A 15,297-nucleotide genomic window follows, 5' to 3' on the forward strand; every position below is an offset into this window, starting at 1 on the left:
ATTTTCTCCGACCATTCTCTCATCACAGCCCATCCGGTACCATGATGCCTGTCGAACTCGTTGGGATCAGATTAACACATGGAAATAATATCCGTCAAATATCTTTTTCGCAGTTTTTAGAAAAAGTCAAAATAAGATATTATTTCACGTCCAAACTTACGAAAGCTTAAAATCAGCCGTGATTGATAGACAATAAAAAGTCTCAAATATTATAATGGTATTACATGAACTATTTGAGACGTAGGTGGAAAATGCCAAAATATGATTATTTGCTATTACATACACAAAGGGAATTTGTAAAATTAGAATGCGAGGCAATAAAGAAGGTAAATGGAAACTGGGAAAGTATACCTTCAAGACTGGAAGTAGTTATTCCAATTGACCCACCACCACCAAATATTGATCCTTATATTTTCAATAACCCCTGGTTTTACGGGTATTGTAGAAACGCAAATACCCCAAAAAATACCGCGAAACAGTCAGTTTTTTTATTCTGCACTTTCTCGCCAGTGAAAAAGGCACTTTTGGTTGACACAGTATTTGTTGTTAATAAGAAATTCGCTTGGCTTGGTATTGAGGAAGGTTATCAACCCTCCCAAAGTTTCAGAAATGAATATTCCTATAAAACAACAGATGCATTATTCCAGGATTTTATCTCCCCAAGGGTTTATAAGAAACAACACACAGCAGCTCACACAATTTATGCTGCCCAACATTACAGTAATCACCAGATACCAGTTAAAAGATCCGATGATTTCTTCAGTTTTATTCCACTGACGGATGAAGGCGGGGACTATAACCTAATAGATATTCTACCAACAATCCAAAAGCATTATGAATCAGATCTTTTAAGAAAAATAGAAAGGCTAGAAATACAAAATAAATTGTTTAAAGTTGATTTTGTTTTTATGGAGATAATGCGTTATATTTTCAAAAAATCAACATTGCTTGTAACAGCTACAGAAACTACTGGCATGCCAAAAGTGGATAAATCCTTTTCTCAAGAATATAAAGAACGTCATTACGGAAAGAAGGAATGACATGCACATATTAGACATCGACCTTGATTTTTTTCTAAATCAAGTTGCTCACAATACGAGCGATGAGTACGGAAGATTGGATGGAACTATATACATCCCTTGGACAGACGAAAGGGTGCGAACTTTCTTAGAAGTAAATTGTGGACTCTCTAAAGACTCCCTTGTTCCCGGAAAATTTGTAAGATCACACCATGAAGCTTTCTACTTTTGGAAGGAGCTAATCGAAAATGGAGAGTTAGTTCCTCCTTTTAGTTTGGTAAATGTGGATGCTCATTTGGATACAGGGGGGTGGGGCTACTATGACGGCGGGCTCTATATTATTAATGAATTATCAAAAATACCTCCTGGGGAACGCCATAAACATATAAAACATATGGACGCCGGTAATTACATCTCCTTTGTAGTCGCTTGCAATTGGACCGATCATATCTTGTTCGTTTTGCACCCGGAAGGCAATGGAGATATCACTTCAATGTTAGCCAAAGACTTAGATCCACAATCAAATTATTTCGAAATAAGGAATTATATAAAACATGTAACAGCCGAAACAATACACTCAGCAGACTATATATCAGTTGACACCGAGGTACCATTTAAGATATTAGATGATATTGATAAATATAGGGAAGACTTACCGTTTGATTTTATTGTTTTAAGTCAGTCTCCTGGCTTTACGCCAGAAACATCAGATACACTTATACCAATTATTTTAGAATACATAGAATTAATCAATTAGTGGCTATTTTCACTACATCCGATTAATTCATTTGAATGTTCTTAGGATATTTCCCCACCTCTTTTTTTCGACATCAGTAAAATGAGTATTATATGCTGGATGGACAGCAGGTATAATTATCACATCTGGGTAATCGTTTTTTAAAATATTCCTTAAGAATTTCTGTACATCTAGACCTACTGCAATAATGAACTTTGGGTTAAATAAATCTATTAATCCATGGACATGAAGGGATGCAAATTCATTAAATCTTGGTATAGATATAATTTTATCGAACTTAACATTTATTTGCTCGACTATTCCAAGTTTTGTTACACCATAGGGCAAAAGATTAGTTAAATGATAATGATTAAAGAACTCCGAGATATCGTTATTAAACTCCTGAAGGAAGATCGGATATAATTTTTCTGATGATGGCTCACGGATTGGGTCAAATGGAAGATTCATCCTCAAAATATCTCTAGCTGCAGTAGGGTCTGTAAACGCGACACTTGTTTTGTTGCAGCCATCCTTACCTGGATTTAGTCCCATTATAATATTTCTTGAACATTCATTTGAATAATACCTGTTAAGAAAATTGATGTGTTCTCGCCAATAATTATCTAACGGATTTACAAAATGATACATGCCGTACTCTGTCGCCCTGGTCTCCTCTTCATATTGGGCAAAATCAAAAGTAAAATTCTTAAATTGTTTTAGAAGTTCAATATATTGTTTTAACACATCTACACCTCCAAAGCCATCTGAAAACAAATTTATAGATTGATTTTATTTCAGAAAGAAAAAAAGCGCTACATTTTTAGCGCTTTTTTCTTTGTCACATTTTGCGATCAATATTTTTTTGATTTGAAATCAATTCAGAAATTAAGCTAAACCCGGATTTCGAATTATATGTTGAAAATCTTCCGCCAATTAACCAATCTTCTTCAAGTACCTGACTTTTGTCCAACAAAGTCTCGAATTTATTAACTACAACATCACTCAATAAAAGCTTATTACGTTCTGTGTCAGACTCCAAGATTAATTTCTCTAATACCATATGTAGTGAAAATACGCCGATTCCTTTTTGTATGTTATACATCTTGATATTTACCAAAGGTTCATAATTAAAACATGGCTTCCACTTCTTCGCTACTGCTTTCCATGAGTTGATTAACAGCAAAGTTATTTCTTCGACCAAACCATCGACATCTTCAGCTTTTTCTATATTCACTTCTTTTTTATACATATAGTTGTATACAATAGCCTGTATGGACTGGTGGAAAGCGTTTATACTGATTGATTTTCCTTTTGCATCTTCGTCGCCTAGCCTAATTAAGTTAAACCACACTGATTCTTTGCGTTTATTTAAGTCTTGTGTAACCCTTGTTGCAATAGCTTCTATCAGATTTTCTTTCGTTGCATCAAAATTTTGCTTTCTGATTTTGTCTCGAAGTTCAACAGCTAAATCCGTACTAACAGGTTTTCCGGCTTTATTAATATTAATAAATGCATTAATTTCATGAATTCGTTTTTCTGCAGGTATGACCATTACTAACGCAGGGAATGTGTAATGGCTAATCTTATCAAACGCTTCTTTATCGATTTCCATTAAATATCTTATCCCTTCAATTCTATGTTGACCATCAACAACCCTCAGCTTTCCACTTATTTGTAAAGTTCTTCTTTCTTCTAATTGCTCAGGATCAACGGCAGTTAATATTGCCGTAGGAAGAACAGGATTATTAGATTTTTGTAAGTAGTAAGCAATCTTTCTATAATGAGCTGGGACAAGAGGGCGTTGATATCCTTCGCCGGTCTTAGAGTTATAATAATCCACAGTTGTGGCATTAATTAAATCGCTTATCGATAAAGAAATTGAATAAAGAGTTATCTCACCTTGAATAAATTTTAAATATTCTTTTTCCATGTACAATCACCTACTTTTTTTCATATAATTTCTTAAATTGTTTCTCGTCAACGTTGTTTTGCTTGCTAATAAGTATTGATAATTCATCGGTATTAACAGATGGAATCCATAACCAATCTTTTTCCTTATTATTCAACCAATCATTAAGCATTCGAAGTTCATCAACCTTTATCTGCTTGTTTACGACTAGGTCTATCATTAACTTCAGGTAAAACGCGACTAGGTTCTTTACATGCTCCTCATTTTCAGGATTAATAAGAGCAGGTTTAATATCTGAAAATTCATGTTGGTGATTATTTATGAATTGAGTGATTGCATCAAGAATTTTTTTCTGAAACACATTCGGTAAAAAATAATCAATTTTCTTGTAATTAAAGAAATATGATATTACAGCACCTTGAATGCTATTACTTAATAAGCTTACTCCAATATTATCTAGGTCGATGAATTCATCTTGGTAAGCTGCGTATAAAGACATCAGCTCCGATGTAATATTATCACAGACAGTTGTGAAATCAGTTTCTTGTTTAATAAGCATGTACACTGCTATAAAAGTTTTCCAGAAAATATCCTGACTTTTAGCTAAACCTCCAATAAATGCAGCCAATTCTTTCAAATTTGAATGCGATCTATGTTCGTTGTATTGACCGAAAATAAATGAATCAGGAGTTAATTGTGCAACTCCGGTATTGATTCTGTTAATAACCTCTGCAGCTTTTGCGGAAGCAAAGTCTCTCCTGTAAATACGAATAAAAAGCAACTCTGCAACCAATTCGTATACCTGCTTTAAATCAACCTCACTTCTAAGCATAGTATTTACAGCAGGTTGATAAACACTATACATTAACTTTGTAACCATTTGTTTGATTTCTTCGATCTGTTGAGTTTCATCGTTTACTGAAAGATGGTCTCTTAGTGCTTCCAATTGGTGGTCAATACTATGCAGCATCTCACCTATTGAGTTCATTATATCTTTATAGAAGCCACTGCCTACCATGTAAGCGTAATTTTTATAAAAAAGCATATGTTCAACTTCGCCCCAAAATGTATGAGATAAAGATTTCAGTTGAATTTCTACATTAAGTATTTTTGTTTCCGTAACCCACTGACCTTTCATTTTAAAAATTTTTTTTCCGTTTTTCTGAATATCTGGCTGATTTGTTTTATTAAGTCTTAAGTAAGGTCGAGCTTCTAGTGTGCCTGGCACAATGCTTAACCCACTTTGATCACTTTCAAGAAAAACTTTTTGATCTAATTGACGAAAGAGCTCTTCCTCTTCCTTTTGCAAAAGGCAAACCAACCGAACACCAATCAAATCATCCAACTCATCAATAAACTTGACTTCATCCTGAGGTCCTATAAACGCATTTTTCCGAATAATCTTCTCACGCAAACTACTCGGCTCCTTCACTCTTGCATGAAACAATATATTCTTCAGTGAAAGTTGAGACAAAACATTGTCCTCTATAAACTTTTGAATTTCATATTTCGTTTGTTCCAAATCTTGACCTCTGTGTTCTAATTCAGCCACACAGCGGTCTATGAAAGCAAATGATTCTTGACTTAACATCTATAAACCACCTTTCACCAAATAAACAATTACAAATTGAACTTTTCTCTGTAATACGACAAAATAATAATTTTCGCCATTTCATTCCTCTTTCCTTCTTTTTACAACAAAAAAAGCTGCAATTGATACAGCTTCGTTAAATTACCGACTAAAACATTCCCTTTAGCCCGTTCAACAGCTCACCGAAATATCAATGTCAATAATAATACAAGCCAAATTCCCGTTTTTAACGATACTTTTGAAAAGCATATAATAGCTGAGAAAAAAAGAACCTACAATGGATTCTAAGTTTTACTTTTCTAATGAATGATAACGGAATAGCTGACGTGTACTTAATCAAAGTACATGGCAGGACGACGTCAATATTGGTAAAGTGGATGACCCGGTTAAACGAGAAAGATTTGACCCAAACAGCGTACACTACTACGTCGCTTTGCTAACCCCGGTCATCACCGTAATGTCGGCTATTCTGTTTTCCTGACTTTTATAAAGCCTAATTGCCCGCTCAACATTTGCAGCATTCTTCTTCGGACGACCACCTCGGCGACCTCTTGCACGGGCGGCTATTAAACCCGATGCGTTCGCTCGTTGATCATTTCACGTTCAAATTGAGCCAATACAGCGGGCATACTGAACATCATTCTGCCGGTTGCGGAAGTCTTGTTAATCTTTTCTTTGAGCAAATAAATTCGGTGTTGCTTGCTTTAAAATGATCTGATAGGTCGATGTGGAGTTTGAAACCGCGTCTTAAACGGTCAAGCTTCCAGACGACGAAAGTGTCCCCTGCTGCGCGTATGCAAGCAGATTCTCAAACTCCGAATGCTCCTTTTTGGAACCATACATCTTTGAGTATATCTCTTTACTTCACACTGGCAGCCACTAATGCGTCGAATTGAAGCTCTAGATGTTGACCCTCGTCAAAACGCGGGCGTAACCTAACTTTCCAAACAAACTTCAACCCCCATTGTATGATCATCATTTCATTGATAAAATTGTATACCACCTTGTTAGATAGGTTACAATAAATACCAAATTTAAAAAATGCTTAGCTTTACAAAAGCCGCGGTTAAAGTCTAGGAGACTGTTGTTGCTATAGCAAAGACCATCGTTAATCTTTTTGAAATTTTCGAAAAGAAAAAGCAATACGCTTAAATCATGGTAGCGTCCTTTCGCATCAACACGACCAGATTGTATGCTTCTAACCATGCAATATCAACAGGACGGGAATCGTAGCGGTTCCATTTTTTAATTCATTCAAAGGAACAGGTTTCACAAACGATAAATCCGCCTCATTTTGAGCCTTTGATTTAGAAACGATTATTGAAACCACCAATTGTCCTTTGCAACGAAAATTCACTATTTCTACCCTAGGTCTCAAAACTCACCGTTTTTGAAACAAAAAAAACGGAAACACCGTGGTTAACAGTATTCCCGTCATCTTACTATGGTAGCATCATTCGCGATAATTGCCATCGACCATTTCAATGATGTTTCTTACTGTTCACGTTCATCTTCGCAAATCACCTCATGGATATTATATGAGAACATACGTTTCTAAGGTCACAGAAGAAAAAGAAAGCCACTTTTATGTAAAAGACGGCTTTTCTGCGGTTCATATATTAAAGCTCTACTGAGTCATCGCCGACTGATTCCAGTTGTTTAAAGAGGAACAATGAAAATATTTCAAAGTCTTTGAGTAACCTATTGCAATCATTCATACTTGTAAAAATCATATTCGTTTCATGATCAAATTTCATATCTACATCAAATATTTTATCGAACTGCTTATCCGTTTCCGCAGTCCCGTAATGGTGTGTCAGTAGGTTCCGAACTTCTAACCAAGCGATTATCCTTTTATACTCGGTCCTCTTACTTATGTTAAATCTAAAAAGTGCATCAAGATAACATTTCTAACCCCGCTCCCATGCACATCTTTATGGCTAACCCCTATTTCCAATCCTCTTTGGACCACCTCGCAGAGTACGATCAGGTGATACTCGAACCTGCCACATGTCGTAATCATAAGACCGCTATGAAGTGAGTGAATGATATCAGTCTTCGCAACGGTTTCATCTCCTTCGAACTCATAATAATCAGCAGTCGTTAGGTTGCTTAGGGAGTTGACAATCCCCATTTGTTCAAACTTATTCTGTAGAAAACTAAGATTCTTCTTCTCTTGTTCAATGAAATTAAGAAACTGGTTTTTATAGGACTCTATGCCTGTAAGAAAATCATCCCTGTCGAAAATCAATGTCTTATCCCCCTACACATAAATTCCGCCCTACTTGAACTATCATGCTCGCTAGCTTAATTGTTATCAACGACCTCATTTGTCTTAACAATCAAATGTCTTAATCTTCCACAAACGGATCATTCCAAAACGTCTCCCGCCGCGCATAAACGAGCGTACAGTTTCGCTTAAACTATCGCTCCTCGCCAATAAAGACGATCTCTTCTCGCTCTCCGTTATCTACCGTTATTCCTTTGAAAGCATCGATTGCGCCACTACCAATGAGCTCGATATCTTGGAAGACGAGCACAGACGTTTTCTCGATAACAGCCGTGTGAATGTGTAGGTTTGTCATCAACTTGCGAAAACCTAAGAGATGTGAATTCATTTTTTTCTTTTTGCCATGTATTCCTGTACTCCACTTTAAATAATCTTTTTCATTCATTTTACTATGTAACTAGATAATTGACGACACAAAAAATGCAAGGCGGCAGCCGTTTTCTCAACGTAGACGTTGTGATATCATGTGGCTAGAAGTCGAAAATAAATGGAGGCAAATGAATGAGTAACGGATCAAAGCCACCAAAAAAACATCATTATATACCGGTATCCTATCTTTCAAATTTTACTAATGATGGCACTGATCGCAGCCAACTCTGGGTCTTTGATCAAAGTAGTGGTAACCAATGGCAATCCCGACCGAAGAAAATAGCTTATGAAAATGATTTTCATACTATCGAGACCGTCGATGGTAAGGACTCGAAAACATTTGAAGAAGCATTTTCAATGGTAGAAGGTAACGCAAAACAAATCATCAATGAAATTATACAAACGTTTAAAATACCGACAATCGGTTCAGAAGAATATAATTGGCTGATTAATTTTATCGCACTCCTATCTGAGAGAACCCCTGCAAGAAGACATCATTTCGACAAAGCCATGGCTGATGTATTCAAAATGGCTTCTAGAGTTGGATTTCAAAACAAGTCGTATTTTGAATCCCAGAAAAAAAAGATCGAAGAAAAAACGGGTAAGTCTTTTGATCTCAGCTATGAACAATTGAACAAATTAATTAACGAAGACGGGTTTGAAATAAGCTTCCATAACAATTTTCATATGGAAAACTTCATGGCAAGATTTGACGCTATTATCGAACCCCTTGCTCATCGCAAATGGAGCCTCTGTATCGCTCCGCCAATGTATGGCGATTTTGTCTGTTCGGACAACCCCGTCTGTTTACGAAATATCTTACCTGTAAAGGGTATATTGGGCTCGCCAGGGCATGGTGTTTTAAATACGGAAGTCAGTATTCCGTTAAATCCAAAAGTAATGCTATTAGGACGATTCGAAGATGATCTTCCTCCCGTTGGCTGGGCGCCGAGCAGAAGATTTGTTGCTCAGATGAATAGTTGGACTGCAATGTATGCTGAGAGGTATGTATTTTCCAAAAAGAAAGATTTTTTATGGTGGAGTGATCAAGGAAAAGTATGTACTACTGAGGATTTCAAAAGAAGATTAGAACATGAGAAACAGCCAAAATTTGATTAAGATAATGAAGAACGATTAAAAAAGTGCCGGCAAAAATATAAGTGCATTAATCGTCAATAAACCGCCTTTTTATGAAGGTGGTTTTCTTTAGGACAAAGTCAACATAACTATTTACGATAACAGCGTTAAGTTAACTATGTAAAGAACGAGACCATATGTTTTAGAAGGGGTCGCGTTCTTAATTACTACTCTACGATTTCTCGCACCATAGCCACCGGTACTTCGACCGGCATACCGCTAGCATTGCGAGCTTCAAACGAATCCTGTTTAAGACGGATAAACTCAACGACATCCGTCGTGATCAATCTCACGCGCGCAACTTGTTCCAGATTCACAAGCAATTGCTTCTTGTCCAATTCATTCAACTCTCTCTATTTGTTGCTATCCTGAGCGACGCTTTCGTTTGATTTCGGCTTCCTGCCCCTCGGTTTCGGCTCCGGCTTCTGAGAAGCCTCGAGCTTTGCCCGGAGATCCTTGAGTTCTTGACGATATTCAGCTTCGATTTTGTCACGATAATCAATCAACTTCTGTTGCGCTGCGTCACGTTCCTTCTGGATCGCTTCGGCAACAGCTAAACGATGTTCGGCATCTTTTTGCCTAAGTTCCGATTCATGATCACGCTCGTTTTCGCGAATCCTGCTTTGCGCCTCAAGTAATTGCCCACTCACGTCTTGATAGCTTTGGGAGATGGTTTCAAAAGAGCTAACCTTTGCAACCAAATCAACAATCTGCTTATTTAATTCGGTAATGGAGTTATCTTTAAAGCGGATCGCTTCATCATGTTGTTCCCTTTCTTGAATGCATAACTGACTTTCTTTCTCGATCAATTCATTTCGCCGAACAAGATCCTCGTTTTCTTTCGAAAGGAAATTTACTTTTTCAGTTGCCGCTGCCAGTTCAGAACGAAGATGATCGACACGCTCCTGATGCTCACTCTCTCGCTGGGCGCTCTCATTGTTTAATGCGAGTTCACGACCACCAGCACGCTCAATAATGCGCAAGAATACTTTGTTGATGCCATTGGTATAGCCCAGAAGTTCATTAAAGTCGGTGCTACCATATTTCATTAATTCGGGCGGCAGCGCGCCATCTGCGCCGTTGCGAATGTTGTTCGCTTTATCAAGGCGTGCCAAATGCTCTAAATACTCTTTTTTGGTTGCCTTAAAGCCACCGGCTTCTGCTGATTGCTCAAAAATGGCGTATCCTTCATCAAGGATAGAGCAAACTTCCGGTGTTGCTTTCACCGCCCAAAGGGAATCGTCTTGCGATTTTGCGATGTTCAAAACCTCCTGTAGCTTAAAATGGGAACGCTGATAATCTTCAGCGTTCCCATTTTTTAGAACCCATATACCTGGTTAACTTTTTCAAGCTCGTTAATCAAAGAAAGATTGCTAAAAGGTTGATTGATCAAGGGGTTAACCAATTTTAGCGGTTAACCTTTTGAAACGCTTCTGTAAACCAAAGGTTAACTTTTTTGGTGGATAAAAACGTTAAAATATATTAAAATCCTTGTTGTTCCGATGGTTAACCGAAAATTCTAGTTAACCAAAAGTACAAATTAAAAACCGCTCCATTTTTCAGAGCGGTCATAACAACTTTGCTTCTGCAATTTCCCTAATATAATCCGTCCCCCATAAGCCTAAAGTCGGGTATTTTTCCCATTCGCTTTTAGTAATAGGTCTTAATTCGATTAACCCTTCATCAATTTGCAATGACCAGGCTGATACCCGCATTGAGAACGAAAGTAGTCCGCTTCTACTTCATCTAAATCTAATGGTCGAAAACCAGTAATCATTTCGCCAAGTCCTGTTTCATGAATCGCCAGCACATGCGCTACTCCTTGGGCTATGGTTTTTCTTCCAGCTATTAATTCTGATGATGGAGGCGTTTCACCAAGCCAATCTAAAAGACCGGCAAGAAAGGTCCTCGTGGGGCTCACTGTATATGATTTTGTAACTTGTATCACTCTACCACAAGCGAATTGACCATTACTTAATGGGATTGCCCAAAATTGTCCGGCAAACAACGAACTATTAGACTTAGGTTTGAAAGGGTAAGTAATACTCAACAATTATTGCTCCTTTCCTCAAGGCTAAACTTACTTTCAAGCCATGTCTGGATTGCTGATAATCGCTTAAATGCCTTTTCTGCAATATTATCGACAAGAACAAAATACTCTTCTTCAAACAAATTAATCTTGATATCCATTGTCTTCTGCTGAACAACAATACGGACATGGAAGCGGTGGATTCGCTCATAGTTTCCGCCTATTGAAAGAATCCACTTTTCGAAAAGCAGTAGTTCGCTATCAAGCAAAACGCGCGATTTCTTCTTTGACTTGAAAGCCATCAAATTATCGAGGAACACTGGCAAGAGCTCGTCTAACGATTCTCCGCCGTTGAAACGTCGCTTTAAAAGCTTTATTAGGGTAGTTGATGCTTGTTCTTTTGTTTTAGGCTTCAAGCATTTTCCTCCGAATACGCTGAAAATGGGAACGCAAATCGCTATCAGCGTTCCCATTTTTTAGATCTGCTATTCAATCTTTTTAATTTTTTTATCCATGAGATTATTCATTTCTTCATATGCAGCTTCAAGCGTGCCGAATACATGAAGATCGTAGGGGTTACCTGAGCCTTCAGCCATCTTCTCGGCGTTTTCATTATTCGTATACACAATAGCTATATCATTACATGTGTTGAAATTAATTACATACCAGCAAAGAGGCTCTTCTCTGCTGTCGTACTCATGCTCCAACGTGAGAACATGTTCAATGGCGAACAATGGGCACTCGAAGTGTAAGCAGGCGTTCATAAACATCGGACAACTGTTCGAACAGTAATGTTCGATAGATCTTAGGACACGTTCGAAAGTATCTTTTGGAATGGTTATGCAGTCTGTCATATAGTCACCTTCATCTGAATACTCACCCGGGCTGGCTTCATCATAGAGGACGACTTTAATAATCGTCAACTGGTCGCCTATGCCGAAAAAACATCATAGAGCGAAGATAAAACATTGATTACACATCATTTCGCAGTCTAACAGCCTGTTATCCGAAAATTGAAGCTCTATATACGTGTGCCGTTATCTGTCACACACTTTTGAATCGTTCGGTAGTTTTCACATTGTAACGAATTAGCTCTAAATGAGATCCTAATTCTTTAAATGGATAATGTTGGTTTGACATGATTTGATATCTCAAATATTCTGTTTATTATACCACTTCGGGACTAAAGTAACAGAAGACCTACAGTTGGCTATAATCCATCTCACAAGCATATCTAGGAGATTTGATACATGCGATTCATTACAGCAAACGGCATTAATATGGGTTATCGTATTTACAATACTAATAAAGCTTCAAGGACAATTGTACTAGTGCATGGACTTGGTCTCGATATGGATTTATGGAACCCACTCATTAATTACATAGAAAAGGACTATAAAGTGGTTTCCTTTAATTTGAGAGGGCATGGAAATTCAGATCGTGGAGATGCGAAGTTATGCTGGGATCTGTTTATTGACGACATCTATGAACTCGTTAATACATTGGGTATTACATCATTTGATATGGTCGGTCACGGCTTCGGGGCAACACTTGCAATGAAGTTCAGTCACATTCACCAAAAGCTTGTTAGCACTTTAATTCTAATTGCCGTGCCAGCAATCTATCCACAAAAATCATACAATGCACTCTTTGAAAGTCGCAAACAGTTAGTGGCAGCCACCTCTATGCTGCCACTTGCTCAAAGGATGGCGACAGGGATTACAAAATCGCCTGTGGAAAGTGATGTTTTCCAAAAAATCGTAGCCGCCTATAATTGTGTCACTCCCGAAACATACTTTGATATCCTTTACCTATATAAAGATTCGACTCCAGCATTAGACTTTGAGTCACTCGTTCATCCGACCCTGGCATTGATTGGAGAACTTGACCCACTTTATTTGACCTCCTATACGTTATCTGCAAGGCTCTTTATTAAAACACGACTATTGATCGTGCCCAATTCGTCAAATGCGGTTTTCATTGATCAAGCGCAACTAACGGGAATTTGGATTCACGACTTTATCGTCAATGCCCCGAATGCAAATAAAGCCTTCGAAATCGAATCCTCTCAGCATGTTATTAGTTATTTTCAAGAAGTGTTTGAGGAAGGCATGAAGAAATTAGAGCCTACCGAAACGATCCAAGTCGACTTACTATCTTCATTTCAAGTTATCATTAACGGTGAAGAAAAACGATACGGTTGGAATCAACGCTACGCGAAGAGTCTGCTGGTTTTTCTTCTTTTCAATCGCACTACAACTCGTGAACAACTATGTGATGCATTGTTTCCAGAAGTCCCTTTACCAAAGGCGTTGAAAAACCTGAAGGTGTATCTTAATCATTTGCGCAAAATAACAGAGACGAATTTCCAAAGTGGGTCTATTTTAATGTCTGATAAAAACCACATTACCTTGCGAGGCAGTGTAAAATCAGATGTTCTTACATTAAAAGACCTCTTACATAAAGCACATTTGGAAAATGACCCTCAATCCAAATTGAAAATGTGCAAAGAACTCTTATTTGATCTGCCTGAGCAGCTTATGCCTGGCATTTATGACGATTGGTTCATAACCTATCGAAGCGCAATGGAGGAACAAATCGTATTACTTGCAAAGGATGCGGCGGTAATCGAGGAACAGAATAACAAGCTACAAGAAAGTAGATATTTTTTATATAAAGCTCTTATTTATCATCCGGAAGATGAATGGCTCTGTGATCAGTCCAACCGCTTATCTGAGAAAATGAAAGCGAAAATGTTACACCGCATATAATGTCATGGAAACCGACTCCCTTACAGAGTCGGTTTTTTGTGTAACCATAGCGTAACCCAGTAACTATTATAATTTACATATGCATTGGCAAATCGACCGGTCATCGCCTGTTGAATTATATAAAGTAGGGTCATGACAAATGTTGGAGTTGCTCAAATTTTTACATTCCAAAGTCGGAGGGGAAAACAGTGTCAAAATCAAAAATGTTACGGCACATGACAGTAGGGGCAATTCTTGGAGGAGTGTTATTTTCGGGCGTATCCTATGCAGCAAATTCAATGAACATCACAGTCAATTTTCTACCACTCAAATATTATTTTGACGGAGTTGAAAAGAAAGCTCCAACTGATCAACAAGGCTTTATCTATAAAGGGACTACATACGTACCGATTCGTTTCGTATCCGAATCGCTCGGAAAGAAAGTAGGATATGACGGAAAAACGACAAGTATCTACGTTGGGAAGCAGAAAGAAGGAACGGTTACGTACTTAAAGGACGCACCGTTATTATCAGCTGTAGACAATAACAGTCGAGCTGATCGAGACACCTACAAAACGAATCGTGACGAGGTTTTTGAACAATTCTGGGTAGCTGGAAGAATTAACGGTGCTGGACGCGCGGAATTGGGTTCGTACTCCTATCAATACATCTTAGACGGCAATTATAAGACGCTTTCGGGGCTTCTAGCCCCACATGAAATATGGAAAGGGAATGCGCCACAGGATAATATCGGAAGCCTCAAAATATACGCTGACGACGTTATCGTTTACGACAGCGGGGCGATAAGCTCCACACTTTTAGATTCGATCAAAGTTGAAGCGGACATCACCGGGGCTTTAGTGCTGCGTATCGAAATGTCAGGACAGTACACAGCGTTTTTAGACCCTAAATTGATTAGCTAGAAATAGAGTGATCTGCGTCATAACATATTTCATGAAGAAAGAAGTGGATCTCACAATGACAAGAGCCGCATTTCTGTTGAGATTTTTTCCAAGCATCACTTGTTTATTTTATTTGTTGCTTTGGTTTTACTTCAGTTACACAAGTCCCCATGGCGTACCTATCTTTTGGGGTGGTCTTATCATCTTGGTAGCAGCCATTTATGCTAGACGCACGTTTATTAAAGCCGATTTTTACTTTACGCGTGTTCTTTGCATCGTCTCTACTTTAGCGACACCATTTCTTGTTTATGTCACGATGAATGATGAAGGGTTCAGCTACTCCAATTCAACGATTATCAACTCCACGATTTTCATTACGTTAGTTGTAGCCTTTATTTGTTATCCAGGCATCGTTGCAAACGCAAGCTTTCGCTACTCCGCGACAGGAGAAGTTGTGATGACGAAAGCACAAAAACAAGAAATTGAGCGTCAGCAGGAAATTGTTAAAAATGCATTTACGACTAAATAAAATGTTCCATCGGCTGGCGAAAATGTCGATGCAGCG

At 38.0% G+C, this 15,297-nt stretch carries 16 protein-coding genes and 1 pseudogene; 6 read left to right on the forward strand and 11 right to left on the reverse strand.

Annotated elements, in window-relative coordinates; genetic code table 11:
- The first annotated feature begins 251 nt into the window (after positions 1 to 251).
- A complete protein-coding gene (locus ACIFSR_RS31660) occupies positions 252 to 1,040 on the forward strand; it encodes a hypothetical protein (RefSeq protein WP_430063015.1) in 789 nt (262 codons plus the stop codon).
- Between the two features lies 1 nt (position 1,041).
- Positions 1,042 to 1,776: a hypothetical protein gene (locus tag ACIFSR_RS31665; RefSeq protein ID WP_430063018.1), complete on the forward strand. Its 735-nt coding sequence runs from the start codon at positions 1,042 to 1,044 to the stop codon at positions 1,774 to 1,776.
- 27 nt (positions 1,777 to 1,803) lie between these two features.
- On the opposite strand, the gene ACIFSR_RS31670 is transcribed toward ACIFSR_RS31665, so the two are convergent.
- The 6 genes and pseudogenes from ACIFSR_RS31670 to ACIFSR_RS31695 all read right to left on the reverse strand — a co-directional run bounded on the left by ACIFSR_RS31670 (position 1,804) and on the right by ACIFSR_RS31695 (position 7,840).
- Positions 1,804 to 2,499: a uracil-DNA glycosylase family protein gene (locus ACIFSR_RS31670; RefSeq protein ID WP_430063021.1), complete on the reverse strand. Its 696-nt coding sequence runs from the start codon at positions 2,497 to 2,499 to the stop codon at positions 1,804 to 1,806.
- 94 nt (positions 2,500 to 2,593) lie between these two features.
- Positions 2,594 to 3,685 carry a DGQHR domain-containing protein gene (locus ACIFSR_RS31675; RefSeq protein WP_430063024.1) on the reverse strand — a complete coding sequence of 364 codons (1,092 nt, stop codon included), beginning with the start codon at positions 3,683 to 3,685 and terminating at the stop codon, positions 2,594 to 2,596.
- Positions 3,686 to 3,695: 10 nt separating this feature from the next.
- Positions 3,696 to 5,255, reverse strand: coding sequence for a hypothetical protein (locus tag ACIFSR_RS31680; RefSeq protein WP_430063027.1), 1,560 nt, complete (start codon positions 5,253 to 5,255; stop codon positions 3,696 to 3,698).
- 566 nt (positions 5,256 to 5,821) lie between these two features.
- A pseudogene (locus tag ACIFSR_RS31685) lies at positions 5,822 to 6,051 on the reverse strand (recombinase family protein).
- Between the two features lie 1,077 nt (positions 6,052 to 7,128).
- On the reverse strand, positions 7,129 to 7,506 hold the full coding sequence (locus tag ACIFSR_RS31690) for a hypothetical protein (RefSeq protein WP_430063030.1): 378 nt from the start codon (positions 7,504 to 7,506) through the stop codon (positions 7,129 to 7,131).
- A 172-nt stretch (positions 7,507 to 7,678) separates the two neighbouring features.
- Positions 7,679 to 7,840 (reverse strand): hypothetical protein, encoded by a 162-nt coding sequence (locus ACIFSR_RS31695; protein ID WP_430063034.1) that lies wholly within the window; start codon positions 7,838 to 7,840, stop codon positions 7,679 to 7,681.
- Positions 7,841 to 8,046: 206 nt separating this feature from the next.
- Between ACIFSR_RS31695 and ACIFSR_RS31700 the strand changes: the two genes are divergently transcribed.
- Positions 8,047 to 9,033, forward strand: a complete 987-nt coding sequence (locus ACIFSR_RS31700) for a DUF4238 domain-containing protein (RefSeq protein WP_430063037.1) — start codon at positions 8,047 to 8,049, stop codon at positions 9,031 to 9,033.
- Positions 9,034 to 9,218: 185 nt separating this feature from the next.
- Here ACIFSR_RS31700 and ACIFSR_RS31705 read toward each other — a convergent pair whose 3' ends face one another.
- From ACIFSR_RS31705 to ACIFSR_RS31725, 5 genes are all read right to left on the reverse strand, one after another.
- A complete protein-coding gene (locus ACIFSR_RS31705) occupies positions 9,219 to 9,368 on the reverse strand; it encodes a hypothetical protein (RefSeq protein ID WP_430063040.1) in 150 nt (49 codons plus the stop codon).
- Between the two features lie 36 nt (positions 9,369 to 9,404).
- On the reverse strand, positions 9,405 to 10,316 hold the full coding sequence (locus ACIFSR_RS31710; RefSeq protein ID WP_430063042.1) for a hypothetical protein: 912 nt from the start codon (positions 10,314 to 10,316) through the stop codon (positions 9,405 to 9,407).
- A 407-nt stretch (positions 10,317 to 10,723) separates the two neighbouring features.
- A complete protein-coding gene (locus ACIFSR_RS31715; RefSeq protein WP_430063045.1) occupies positions 10,724 to 11,101 on the reverse strand; it encodes an Imm26 family immunity protein in 378 nt (125 codons plus the stop codon).
- Positions 11,098 to 11,496 (reverse strand): hypothetical protein, encoded by a 399-nt coding sequence (locus tag ACIFSR_RS31720; RefSeq protein ID WP_430063048.1) that lies wholly within the window; start codon positions 11,494 to 11,496, stop codon positions 11,098 to 11,100. Before ACIFSR_RS31720 ends, ACIFSR_RS31715 begins: the two co-directional genes overlap by 4 nt.
- Positions 11,497 to 11,565: 69 nt before the next feature.
- Entirely contained in the window at positions 11,566 to 12,003 is a 438-nt protein-coding gene (locus tag ACIFSR_RS31725) for a hypothetical protein (RefSeq protein ID WP_430063051.1), read from the reverse strand.
- Between the two features lie 327 nt (positions 12,004 to 12,330).
- On the opposite strand from ACIFSR_RS31725, the gene ACIFSR_RS31730 reads away from it, so the two are divergent.
- The 3 genes from ACIFSR_RS31730 (at position 12,331) to ACIFSR_RS31740 (ending at position 15,261) form a co-directional block, all read left to right on the forward strand.
- A complete protein-coding gene (locus ACIFSR_RS31730) occupies positions 12,331 to 13,851 on the forward strand; it encodes an alpha/beta fold hydrolase (protein WP_430063054.1) in 1,521 nt (506 codons plus the stop codon).
- 188 nt (positions 13,852 to 14,039) lie between these two features.
- Positions 14,040 to 14,753, forward strand: coding sequence for a stalk domain-containing protein (locus ACIFSR_RS31735; protein ID WP_430063057.1), 714 nt, complete (start codon positions 14,040 to 14,042; stop codon positions 14,751 to 14,753).
- A 184-nt stretch (positions 14,754 to 14,937) separates the two neighbouring features.
- Positions 14,938 to 15,261, forward strand: a complete 324-nt coding sequence (locus tag ACIFSR_RS31740) for a hypothetical protein (protein ID WP_430063060.1) — start codon at positions 14,938 to 14,940, stop codon at positions 15,259 to 15,261.
- Positions 15,262 to 15,297 lie beyond the last annotated feature (36 nt).

The organism is Paenibacillus sp. NRS-1760, from assembly GCF_050467785.1.
Classification (GTDB): Bacteria; Bacillota; Bacilli; order Paenibacillales; family Paenibacillaceae; genus Pristimantibacillus.

What these genes read in the sequence shown, in the direction of transcription:
- ACIFSR_RS31675 (WP_430063024.1), bottom strand. Translation starts at nt 3,685, where the DNA reads ATGGAAAAAGAATATTTAAAATTTATTCAAGGTGAGATAACTCTTTAT.
- ACIFSR_RS31695 (WP_430063034.1), bottom strand. Translation starts at nt 7,840, where the DNA reads ATGACAAACCTACACATTCACACGGCTGTTATCGAGAAAACGTCTGTG.
- ACIFSR_RS31665 (WP_430063018.1), top strand. Translation starts at nt 1,042, where the DNA reads ATGCACATATTAGACATCGACCTTGATTTTTTTCTAAATCAAGTTGCT.
- ACIFSR_RS31700 (WP_430063037.1), top strand. Translation starts at nt 8,047, where the DNA reads ATGAGTAACGGATCAAAGCCACCAAAAAAACATCATTATATACCGGTA.
- ACIFSR_RS31680 (WP_430063027.1), bottom strand. Translation starts at nt 5,255, where the DNA reads ATGTTAAGTCAAGAATCATTTGCTTTCATAGACCGCTGTGTGGCTGAA.
- ACIFSR_RS31730 (WP_430063054.1), top strand. Translation starts at nt 12,331, where the DNA reads ATGCGATTCATTACAGCAAACGGCATTAATATGGGTTATCGTATTTAC.
- ACIFSR_RS31660 (WP_430063015.1), top strand. Translation starts at nt 252, where the DNA reads ATGCCAAAATATGATTATTTGCTATTACATACACAAAGGGAATTTGTA.